Here is a 7341-nt window from a genome sequence, read left to right as displayed (position 1 = left end):
TTTTCTTCTCGTGCGGGAGGGCCGCAGTCGGACTCATCGGCCTAGCGCGAGGAGATCCGGATCACCGGAAGCGGAGGCTTCACGGCCACCGCACCGCGCATTCGCGCTAGTTCGGCGCAGATCCGCGACAGCTCCACGAACGCGGCGACGCGCTCGGCATCCGTCGCTCCGGCCCACTCTCTCGCGCGCGCTCGTGCGTTCTCCGCGGCAGAGGCGCGGGCGAGTCTCTCGAGCAAGAGAGCGTGAGATCGAGATGGAGCTTGCGGGCTCGAGGGCGTCGACACACGCCGAGCTTAGCGCGCGGGCGCGGCTAGCGCTTCGGCGCGCCGAGCGCGATGGCGACGCCGGGCTTCGCGAGCGGGGGCTCGGTGCTCGGCGGGCCGATCACGAGCTGCCGTTCGGCGATGCCGTGCTCGCGCACGAGCAGGCCGTGCACCGCCGCGGCGCGCGTCGCGGCGAGCGTCTGGAGCGCCGCGGCGTCGATCGCGCTCGCGGCGACCTTCTCCTCGAGCCAGGTCTCCTGCTCCGGCTCGAGCGCCGGAGCCGGCTGGCCCGCGAGCTTCGCGCCGAGGTGGTTTCGCACGGCCCGGCGCGTGCCGATCTCGCCGAGCTGACCCAGAGCGCGCACGCCCGAGGTCGCCTCGAGCTCGGCCAGGAGCGCGCGCTCGCGGAGCACGCGCAGATCGCTCTCGGACGTGCCACCGGAAAGTGTCAGAGCGATTCCGGGCGAGCCGGAGAGCAGGCCGGCGATCTGCTCGATGCGCTCGGCGCCTTCGGGCGCGAGCTCCGAGTTCCCCGCCACGAAGACGACCGGCTCGGGCGCCAGGCTCTGAACCTTGCCGTCGGCCGTGATCGCGCCGAGGAGCGCGAGCGGCGAGGCGAGCGCGCCCATCAACGCGCTGCGCAGCGCCTGACCCGCGATGCTTCCCAGCCCGAGCTTCATGCCGCCGCGGTCGCCGTCGACCGGCACCGCGAGCGTGATGTTCCCGTCGAGGTCCTTCAGAAGCCCGAGCGCGACCGAGAGCGGGATCCCGAAGTTCTGCTGGAACAGCGACTCGCCCTCGGAGCCGCCCATTTCGAGCTTCGAGACCACGACGTCGGTCGACGTCCTGTACGCGTCCTTCTCGATCTTCGCCTTGGACTCGAGCGACAGCGCGCCATCCGCGAGGCCGTAGCCCGTCGGAGTCACGTACGGATTGAACTGCGCAAGCCCCAGCTTCACGAGCTTCGCGTCGATCACCGAGTTGCCGGGCCGGATGCTCCCCTGCAGGTCGAGCTTCGCCCCGTTCATTCCGAGCAGGGCGAGGGTCAGATTCTCGACGCGCGGCCCCGGCCAGCGGACGCCGCGCGCGCGCGTCGAGGCGGTCGATCCGGGTGGCGAAGAACGGCTTCACGGTGCGATCGCCGAAGCGCAATTTCGCGCGATCGATCCGGGCATCGGCGAGCTCGACCGCGACCTCCGTCGTCGGTCCCGCCTGCTCCGGCGCGGGCTCTACGGGCGCGGGCGCGCCCGGCTCGACGGCCGCGCTTCCGAAGGACGGAAGCACGATCCCGTCCGCCGTGCGCGTGATGGTGAACGCCGGCTCGACCCATCGGACCCGATCGAGCTTCACGCCGATCGTGCGCGCGGCCGAGCCATCCGTCGCTCCGATCAGCCCGGGCACGGACAGATCGCGGATGCCGAGCTCGAAGTCCTTCCACGCGACGCCGAACTCCTTCGCGGTCTTCTCCTCGCCGACGTCGAGACCGGCCAGACCCAGCGTTCCCGAGACGTGCAGATCCTTGGCCAGCCCGATCGAGAGCTCGGCGCGGGCCTTCCCCTGGCGCAGCAGTCCCACCGCCGGCGCTTTGATCCGCGAGAGCAGCGGCGCGAGCGCGAGCTCTCGGATCGCGAGCTTTCCGTCGAATGCGAGCGGATCGATCGCGAGCGTTCCGTCGACGGCGAGCGATCCTTCACCCTGCGCCACCCGCAGTGCGATCGGCCAGCGACTGCCCGGCTCGCTCGAGAGCTCGCCGATCTCGGCGTCCACGCCGATCGGCAGCGGCTCGGCGCCGCCCTCGAGCTCGACGACCGCGCGCTCGAGCCGCGCCTTGCGCACGCCCCAGGTCCACGGCTTCGCGGGCTCGGCCGCCTCCGCGGCCGCTGCCTCCGCGCCCGCGGGCCTCGCGATCGCGGGCACCGGCTCCTTGGACTTCGCGTCCACCACCAATTGCGCGCCGACCAGCGCGACCTCGGCGACGGCCGCGCTCTGCTTCTCGACGTCGATCGCGTCGAGCGCGACCCGCAGCTTCTCGAAGCCGAGCGCCGGCCGGTCGAGACCCGGAACGCGCACCGAGACTTCGGAGAGCGACACCGCGCCGCCGATCTGGTGCACGCCACCCGGCTCGAAGTGGTGCTCGATCGACGCGTCGAGCTTTCCCGAGAGGTCGCTCCAGCCGAACATCGTGAGGTACACGCGCACCTTGTCGATCGGCAGGTTCGCCAGCGTCACCGTCGAGACGGCGCCCGGCCCTGCGGCATGCTGCGTGACCTGTGAGTCGAGCCCGACCGATCCCTCGCCGATCTGCGCCACGATCGAGATCCGCCCCGGCACCTGTCCGGTGGGGTCGATGCGCAGCGCGATCTGCTTCGCCGAGAGATCCTTCACCGCCAGGTCGAAGCGGTGCGGCTCCACGCCGACGGTGTGATCCTGGAAGTGGATCTGCCCGTCACGGAACGCCACGTCGTCGGCGGCGAACGACCAGCCGAGCGGCTCCGCATTCTCGGGCTCCGGCTCGGGCTCCGGCGGCGTTTCGCTCGGCACCGGCCGCGGCAAGACCATGCCTTCCTTCATCCGGTCGAGCCGGACCACGAAGCCCTCGAGCTCGAACTCCTCGACCTCGATCGTCTTGGTGAAGAGCGCAAGCCAGCTGATCTGCGTCCACAGGCGCTTCGCCTCGAAGAGCGCGGGCGCACTCGATGGCAGCTCGTCCGTGTAGACCCCGAGCCCGCGCAGCGTGACACCGCCGCGGATCAGCGAGAGGTCGAGATCCTCGAGCGCGACCCGGCCGACCAGCGCCTGGTCGGCCTGAGAGACGATCACGGAGCGCAGCACGTAGGGCAGAGCGACGCGCACGATCGCGAGCAGGACGACGACCGCGAGCAGCAGCTGGACCCGCCGCTGCCGCAGCGCTCGAGCCAGGGATTCGCGGTCGACCATCGCCACGGGCGTAGCATAGCCGCCGCGCGGCGGTCGGCTCACGGTCGAGCGAGATCAGGGGAAGGCGATTCGCACCAGTCCGGCCGCGCGCGCGACCGACCTGCGGCCGGCGCCGACTCGCCGAGATTTCGCCGCCTCGTCGTCTCGCGCGGCGGCTCCAGCCGGAAGAACCAGGTAGCAAGCGCGTCGGGGTCGGCGCGCGTCCCTGGCTCGAGCTCTCCGAGCGCGAGCGCGAGCGGCTCGAGCTCCGCGGGATCGGTCACGCGAACCGCGCGCAGCGGGTAGAGCTTGCCGCTAACTCGCAGCAGCACGCGCTCGTCCGCCGTCACCAGTGCAGGCCAGGTCTTGCGCGCGCCGAGCAGCGCCGGCACGTACAGCCTGCCGTCGCGAACGACGTAGCCGACGGTGATCGAGCGCGGCTCGCCCGGCCACACCTGCAGCTCGACGCGCCCGCCGAAGTCGTCGTTGGGCGGCAGCAGCGCTCCCCAGTCCCGCACCGGCACGCGGACCACGTCTCCGGTCATCGCGCCGCCTGGAAACGGTCCGATCGGACCATCGTGCCAGCGGGCGGCGACGCCGATCGCGACGAGCAGCAGCACGCCCGCGGCGAGCCAGAGCGCGAGCCAGCGAGCGAGCCGGAACAAGCCGCTAGGCCGGCGCGCGGAGTCCGGCGATCTCGGCCATGAGCTCGAGCGTGCCCGGGGCGTCGCCGTTGATCGTGAGCCCCGTTACGGGGATCTGCGTCCACTCCTTGAAGCGCTCGCGAATCCGCGCGACCGGACCGACCAGCGCGCCGTCGTCGACGAATTCGTCGGGCACGGCGTCGGCGGCCTCGGCCTTGCGCCCGGCCAGGTACAGCTCCTGGATCCGCGCGGCCGCGTCGGCGTAGCCGCGGCGCACCATCATCTGGTTGTGGAAGTTGATGTTGCGGTGACCCATTCCGCCGACGTAGAGCGCGACGCGCGGCTTGATCCGCGCGAGCGCCCCGCGCACGTCGTCGGTCAGGATCACCGTCGACGAGGCCTGGATCTCGAAGTCCTTCCAGGATTTGCCGTTGCCCGCGCGCGCGAAGCCGGCCTCGACCCAGCCCTGGTAGAGCTTCCAGTTGCCGGGCACGAGCCCCAGCGGCAGCCAGCCGTCGGCGATCTCCGCGGTCATCTTCACGTTCGCCTCGGTGCCCGTGCCCAGCCAGATCGGAAGCTTCGGATTCGGGTGCAGGATCGACATCAGCGGCTTGCCGATCCCCATCGCGCCCGGCCCGGTGTAGGGCAGCGAGATCTCCTTTCCCGCGTGCGTGACCGGCGCCTTGCGCTCGAAGATCTTGCGCATGATCGCGACGTAGTCGCGGATGCGCGCGTTCGGCTTGCCCCAGGGCTGGCCGTACCAGCCCTCGACGATCTGCGGCCCCGAGACGCCGAGCCCGCAGATGAACCGGTTTCCGCCGGCGAGCTGGTCGACCGTGGCCGCCGCCATCGCGGTCGCGGCGGGCGTGCGGGCGGCGAGCTGGATGATCCCGGTGCCGAGCCGGATCCGCGAGGTCTTGCCGGCCAGGTAGGCGAGCGGCGTGATCGCGTCGGACCCGTAGGCCTCGGCGGTCCAGACCGAGTCGTAGCCGAGCCTCTCCGCGAGCTGGATCCGCTCGACGGGGATCCGGATGTCCGCGCCCGAGTAGCCGATGCCGATGCCGAGCTTCATGTCTCGCCTCCGTTCGCCGGGTGTGGCGCCCATCATCTCGCAGCGCGAAGCCAGATGCACTTCAGGTAGGCGCCCTCGCGGAAGCGCACCGGATGGTCCGGGCCGTGCGCGGTTCGCTGCCATTCCGCGAGCTCCCGGCCGGCGCGCTTGGCACCCGCGCGGATCGCCCCGGCCAGCGCGTCGGCGTCGATCCGGGCCGAGCAGGACGCCATGACCAGAATGCCCTGCGGCGCGAGCACGCCGCAGGCGAGCTCCGCGAGTCTCGCGTACCCGGAGAGCGCCGAGCCGACCTCGGACTTCGCCTTCGCGAACGCGGGCGGGTCGACCACCACCAGATCGAAGCGGCGGCGCTCGATTGCGAAGCGGGCCAGCGCGCCGAACGCGTCCTCGCAGACGCATTCGTGTGTCGCCCGCGCGATCTCGGGCAGATCCGCGTTCAGGGCGAAGTTCTCGCGCGCTTCCGCGAGCGCGGCCGGGCTCGAGTCGAGCGAGACCACGCTCGTCGCGCCGCCTCGCGCCGCGTAGAGCGAGAAGCCGCCGGTGTACGAGAACGCGTTCAGCACCGTCCTTCCGCGCGAGAGCCCGCCCACGCGCGCGCGGTTCTCGCGCTGGTCGAGGAAGAAACCGGTCTTCTGACCGCGCACCGGATCGCAGCGGAAGCGAAGCCCGTTCTCGCGGAAGACCAGCGGGGTCGAGAGCGGCGGCCCTTCGAGGATCGCCCCGTCCTCGAGCCCGGCTCGCTCGCGACACGCGGTTTCGATCGCGCGCGCCAGCCGCAGCACCACGCGCTCGGGCGCGAGAGTCGCGGCGATGGCGGCGCGCACCTCGGCCAGGTGCGGCAGCCACGCCGCGGTGTAGAGCTTCAGTACCAGCGTCGCCTCGTAGCGGTCGAGCACGAGACCGGGGAGCCCGTCGCTCTCGCCGTTCACGACGCGGTAGCCCGTCGTGCCTTCGTCGGGAAGCGCGGCGCGAATCTCGCTCGCGACGCGCAGGCGCTCGGCGAAGAACTCGCGGTCGATCGACCGCGGCTTGCCGCGGTGGAGAACGCGGATCCGGATCGGCGAGTCGGGGTCCCAGAGGCCGAGCGCGAGGAGCTTGCGCTTGTGATCGAAGATCACCGCGAGATCCCCTGCCGCTCCGGAGCGCGACGCCGCGCGGATGCTCTCGGCGTAGAGCCAGGGGTGTTCCATGCGCACCAGCCGCTCGGCGGAATGCGTGAGCCGGACGGTGACGGAAGGTGGGCCCAAGCCCGCGAAGCTAGACGGGCGTGAGCGCCTTCGCGAGCGCCTCGAGCGAGTCGCATTCGGGCAGGTCGCGCAGCCGGCACAGCTCGTCGACGTACGCTCGATCGTGTCGGCGGTACCAGTGGGCCAGCGTCTCGGGGTCGGCCGGCGATTCCGGCGCCTGGTCGAAGGCCCAGAAGGAGTTCGCCGTCTCGGGCGCGAGCTTTGCCGTGAGCTGCGTCCAGTCCGCGCCCGGCGCGCCAGACGAGTCGGTCGCGAAGTCGGTGTCGGCCAGATCGCGAAGCGCGATCGCGCCGGTCGGGCGCAGGTGCCGGTCGAGCTGCACGAGGATGTTCTGCGGGTTGGGCGTCTGGTACTGCAGCCCGTAGCGCGCGAGCAGCTTCGCCTTCGCGCGGCCGATCGGCTCGGCGTACGCTTCGCCCCAGAAGCCGGCGAACGATTCGCCCGCGGCCGACGCGATCGCAGCTCCCGCGAACGGGATGCTGAACGCCGGCAGGTAGAAGTGACCGTCGAGAAGCCGGCCGAGATCTCGGACCAGAAATCCGCTCTCGGAGCCCGGCACCGAGATTCCGATCGACTCCGTGAGCAGGATCAGCTCGGGATCGCGCCCGAGCCGCTCGTCGACCGCGCGCACGTGCTCGGCGAAGAGCAGCGCCTCGCGCACTTCTTCGCGCAGAAGCGTCTTCTCGGGCTGGACCACGTCCGCGTGGGGGTGGTCCGTCGCGAGCTTGATCGCGAAGGGAAGCCCACCGGCGCCGTCCCAGATCACGAGCGTCCGCGACGACGTGAAGCGCGCGCGCCAGCGCTCCGCGGCCGGGGCGTCGTGGAAGGCCACGCTCGGGTCTCGGTTCAGCGGGTGCTTCGGAAACCGCACGTGATCCCCCGAGAGGATCCGCTCGGCCAGCGCGCGCGGCACCGGACCGGCGCTCTGCACCGCCACGCGTCTGCGCTCGACGTGAGCGACCTCGAGATCGACGTACTGCGTCGTCGTGCGGAAGCCGGAGAAGTTGCTCTGCTCCTCCCAGAGGAGCCACTGCGCGAACTGCTGCGCGAAGGGGTGGGGGGCCACTTCCCCTCACGCTTCGGCAGGCGGCCCCGGGAAGTAGAAGAACGTTGCTTCGCGGCGTGCCGCGCGATAAGCTCGGCCGTCGATTCGAGGCAGGGAGTGGCACCGATGATGAACACCAACGCCGTCGCGTGCC

The 7341-nt window shown here is 71.4% G+C and carries 5 protein-coding genes and 1 pseudogene; all 6 read right to left on the bottom strand.

From position 1 onward, the window contains the following. Nucleotides 1-310: 310 nt before the first annotated feature. Nucleotides 311-1291 carry a DUF748 domain-containing protein gene (locus FJ108_06670; protein MBM4335582.1) on the bottom strand — a complete coding sequence of 327 codons (981 nt, stop codon included), beginning with the start codon at nucleotides 1289-1291 and terminating at the stop codon, nucleotides 311-313. 988 nt (nucleotides 1292-2279) lie between these two features. After that, nucleotides 2280-3200: pseudogene (locus FJ108_06665) on the bottom strand (DUF748 domain-containing protein). A gap of 38 nt (nucleotides 3201-3238) precedes the next feature. Then, entirely contained in the window at nucleotides 3239-3844 is a 606-nt protein-coding gene (locus FJ108_06660) for a hypothetical protein (protein ID MBM4335581.1), read from the bottom strand. 4 nt (nucleotides 3845-3848) lie between these two features. Next, nucleotides 3849-4895 (bottom strand): LLM class F420-dependent oxidoreductase, encoded by a 1047-nt coding sequence (locus tag FJ108_06655; protein ID MBM4335580.1) that lies wholly within the window; start codon nucleotides 4893-4895, stop codon nucleotides 3849-3851. Between the two features lie 32 nt (nucleotides 4896-4927). Continuing rightward, nucleotides 4928-6085 (bottom strand): class I SAM-dependent rRNA methyltransferase, encoded by a 1158-nt coding sequence (locus tag FJ108_06650; protein ID MBM4335579.1) that lies wholly within the window; start codon nucleotides 6083-6085, stop codon nucleotides 4928-4930. Nucleotides 6086-6152: 67 nt separating this feature from the next. Next, nucleotides 6153-7208, bottom strand: a complete 1056-nt coding sequence (locus tag FJ108_06645) for a hypothetical protein (GenBank protein MBM4335578.1) — start codon at nucleotides 7206-7208, stop codon at nucleotides 6153-6155. Between the last annotated feature and the right edge of the window lie 133 nt (nucleotides 7209-7341).

This window comes from Deltaproteobacteria bacterium (assembly GCA_016875225.1).
Classification (GTDB): Bacteria; Myxococcota_A; UBA9160; order SZUA-336; family SZUA-336; genus VGRW01.
Note: the sequence above shows the minus strand (reverse complement) of the source record. Positions and strands in the feature narration are given on the sequence as shown.